This is a genomic window from uncultured Nostoc sp., from assembly GCF_964245575.1.
Taxonomy (GTDB): domain Bacteria; phylum Cyanobacteriota; class Cyanobacteriia; order Cyanobacteriales; family Nostocaceae; genus Nostoc.
Genome location: NZ_CAXTNP010000509.1, coordinates 1 through 2,772 on the forward strand (window position 1 = coordinate 1; position 2,772 = coordinate 2,772).

At 39.4% G+C, this 2,772-nt stretch carries 5 protein-coding genes; 1 reads left to right on the forward strand and 4 read right to left on the reverse strand.

What is annotated here, in order from left to right; genetic code table 11:
* From ACFFAP_RS37765 to ACFFAP_RS37775, 3 genes are all read right to left on the reverse strand, one after another.
* Positions 1–344, reverse strand: a 344-nt coding sequence (locus ACFFAP_RS37765; protein WP_375515993.1) for a transposase, incomplete at its 3' end; no start/stop codon positions are given.
* Between the two features lie 97 nt (positions 345–441).
* Positions 442–597, reverse strand: coding sequence for a hypothetical protein (locus ACFFAP_RS37770; RefSeq protein ID WP_375515994.1), 156 nt, complete (start codon positions 595–597; stop codon positions 442–444).
* Between the two features lie 47 nt (positions 598–644).
* Positions 645–998, reverse strand: a complete 354-nt coding sequence (locus tag ACFFAP_RS37775) for a helix-turn-helix domain-containing protein (protein WP_375515995.1) — start codon at positions 996–998, stop codon at positions 645–647.
* Positions 999–1,318: 320 nt separating this feature from the next.
* Between ACFFAP_RS37775 and ACFFAP_RS37780 the strand changes: the two genes are divergently transcribed.
* Positions 1,319–1,957: a histidine phosphatase family protein gene (locus tag ACFFAP_RS37780; protein ID WP_375515996.1), complete on the forward strand. Its 639-nt coding sequence runs from the start codon at positions 1,319–1,321 to the stop codon at positions 1,955–1,957.
* A 139-nt stretch (positions 1,958–2,096) separates the two neighbouring features.
* Here the strand turns inward: ACFFAP_RS37780 and ACFFAP_RS37785 are convergent.
* Positions 2,097–2,772, reverse strand: a 676-nt coding sequence (locus ACFFAP_RS37785) for an FAD-binding domain-containing protein (protein WP_375515997.1), incomplete at its 5' end; no start/stop codon positions are given.

Below are 2,772 nucleotides of genomic sequence, written 5' to 3' on the forward strand. Positions count from 1 at the left end.
TTAAATGTAAGCTTATGATTTTTGTTGAGTAATTTATTCCTTGGAAGTCCCTTATATGTACGTGGTTCTTCTTTGAGACATTCCTGCAAAAATACTATATCCTCTTCGTTATACTTGGTTTTGCCTCCTCTACCTGGGTTATCCCAAAGCCCTTCTAAATCAAGTTTTTGCCATTTATGTAAGATTTCTCTTACCGTTTGAGGAGTCCAATTGAAATGAGTCGCTATTTTTTCCACATACCAGCCATGTGCGTTTAATCTGATTACTTTTGCTCGGTCTTTTACCTTCTGGGGTACATCTGCTGTTTTTAGGGTTAACAGAGTTTGGTCTTGCTCACGAGTCAAAAATACCCAAAAACTACGCGCCCATATTTTTGTTACCTCGGTAAATACATTCTCCGTATTTACTTATCTTCACATAGTTTGGTTTTTTCCTGCCTATTTACTTATACTCGTAATCATAACGTTCAGGCTGGTCGGATTCGGGAGGTAAAGGCTGTCTAACTTCTTCTAGAAGTTGGTATGGAGTCTCATCAAAACAAATTACTGGACGCTTGGGATCATAAGGTTCGTTGTATAAATCCAGTACATCTTCCATTCGGAAAACATACTCGGCATCAACTTTAGGTATACACCACTGTTCCTTTAACCACGGTTTGACTTCATTTTTTTTAGAGTTTGGCGTACTGTTTCGTCAGAAATCGAATCAACGATACCAATATTTCCCAACTGATCTGCTAAAAGTTGCATTGTCCAACGAGTTCGTCCTTCGGGTGCATTTGAACAAGCGGTGGCTACCAAAAAAGCTTCTTGCTTGCCATCAAGTTTACAAGGCTTTGGTGGATGGGGACGGTCTTCAAGTGCATACTCCAGTCCTCCAACCACAAATTTCTCTCGGCTGCGCTCGACGGTCGAAACATTAATTCTTAGGCTCAAAGCGATCACACTATCTGAATAACCCTCACTCGCCATTAAAAGAATGTTTGCACGGGTAATCATTCGCGCCTTATTTACCTGTTTTAATTAGCGATCGCACTTGAAATAGCTCTGCTTCGTTTAAATCTACAATGTATTTTTTTGCCATAATGCCACCCTGATTGTTCCCATATTAGATACCTTATCAGCATCTGCTACTACCAGGCAAAGTTAGTTTGGTAGACTACTAGCTCTTACCGCTACTTTTGATCTCGTTGACAAAAGGAAAGTGGTTGATTGACTTTTTTGGTTGATTACTTTGTCCTGGTGTCACAGACTCGATTGCGAGATTGATGGTATTTTATTTTTGCACAAACTCCTTTATCCCAATCGCGATACAAGCTATGACACTCAATTTATATTTACTGCGACATGGAGAAACTATTTTTAGTCAAAGTGGTAATTTCTGCGGTGAAACTGATGCCCAGTTGACAACAGAGGGGATGCAGATGGCAGAGAGTTTTGCCGATGTTTATCAAAGCTTGTTGTGGGAGGCTGTTTATGTTAGCCCGATGAAGCGCACAATTGCAACTGCCAAGCCATTTTGTGATGCTATCGGTATGGATATGCAGTTACGTGACGGACTTAGAGAAGGTAGTTACGGCGAATGGGAAACTAAAAGTAAATCGTTTGCCCAAGAGAATTACGCAGAAAACTATGTAAAATGGTTGACAGAACCCGCTTGGAATGCACCACTAGGTGGAGAAACTGCGGTAGATATTGCTAACCGTTCTATGCCTGTAATTGCTGAAATTCAAGAAAAACATCCCCAAGGTAATGTTTTAGTAGTTTCTCATAAAGCCACGATTCGGATTATGCTTTGCAGTTTACTAGGAATTGATTTAGGACGCTATCGCTATCGGGTGAATATTTTGGTCGCGTCAGTAAGTATAGTTAAATTTGACGTTAATGGCCCTTTGTTAGAAATATTAGGTGATCGCCATCATATACCCGATCATATTCGCTTTCGTCCGGGAACATAATAGTCCCTACTAGTAGTTTGTCAAGAAACTATTGACATGATATCTGCGGAGGCGGCAACAAAATCTAACTTTCTAGCTTCAGTTTTCCCTATCTCAAAAAAACGGGTATTTCACTTTCGTTGCAGAGAATTCTATTTAACTACTCTAGTTCTGCCTCTAATTCCTTAAATTCTTTGTACTGTCTATCTTTGTGCTGCCAGTATTTATTTACTGTTTCTTTAGCTGCAACTGCACTTTCATATTCATCTCCACCCTGGAGAGTCAATCTTTCTCTTACTTTTTTCCGAAGGTCAGAGATGATTTTACCGTTAACTTTGCGGGTTTTAGCCCAATCTAAAATAGTTTCTGGATAAGAACTAGTGCCAATATATTTACCTTGAATAATTTCTGGTAGACTGTAAGCTTTTAGTTCGCTTACCCAATAGTAAATAAATTTGAGGTCTGGGTCTTTTTCCGGAATATTCTTATTTGGGTTATATATGCGAAAAGTATCACTTAAGGGATTAGTAACACCTGATTGCATCTGCCACTGCCAATTATCAATTGCTAAATCTCCATCTACTAAATAGTTCATATAATGTCTAGCCCCGTGATGCCAGGAAATACCACAATTGATAGTTAAAAATGTGGCACACATTGCCCTCATTCTAAAGTTCATCCAACCCATAGTTTTTAGTTGTCGCATACTGGCATCTACCAGGGGAAAGCCTGTTAACCCTTCAAGCCATGCATGAAACAGTTCTTGCTTTTGTGATGGTAGCTCTAGGGGTGTATACCATTCATCAAATTCTGGATAACGGTTTTTGTAAGCTATT

Bases quoted from the DNA above. Each gene is read 5' to 3' on its own strand.
- ACFFAP_RS37770 (WP_375515994.1), bottom strand. From the start codon at position 597: ATGGAAGATGTACTGGATTTATACAACGAACCTTATGATCCCAAGCGT.
- ACFFAP_RS37775 (WP_375515995.1), bottom strand. From the start codon at position 998: ATGATTACCCGTGCAAACATTCTTTTAATGGCGAGTGAGGGTTATTCA.
- ACFFAP_RS37780 (WP_375515996.1), top strand. From the start codon at position 1,319: ATGACACTCAATTTATATTTACTGCGACATGGAGAAACTATTTTTAGT.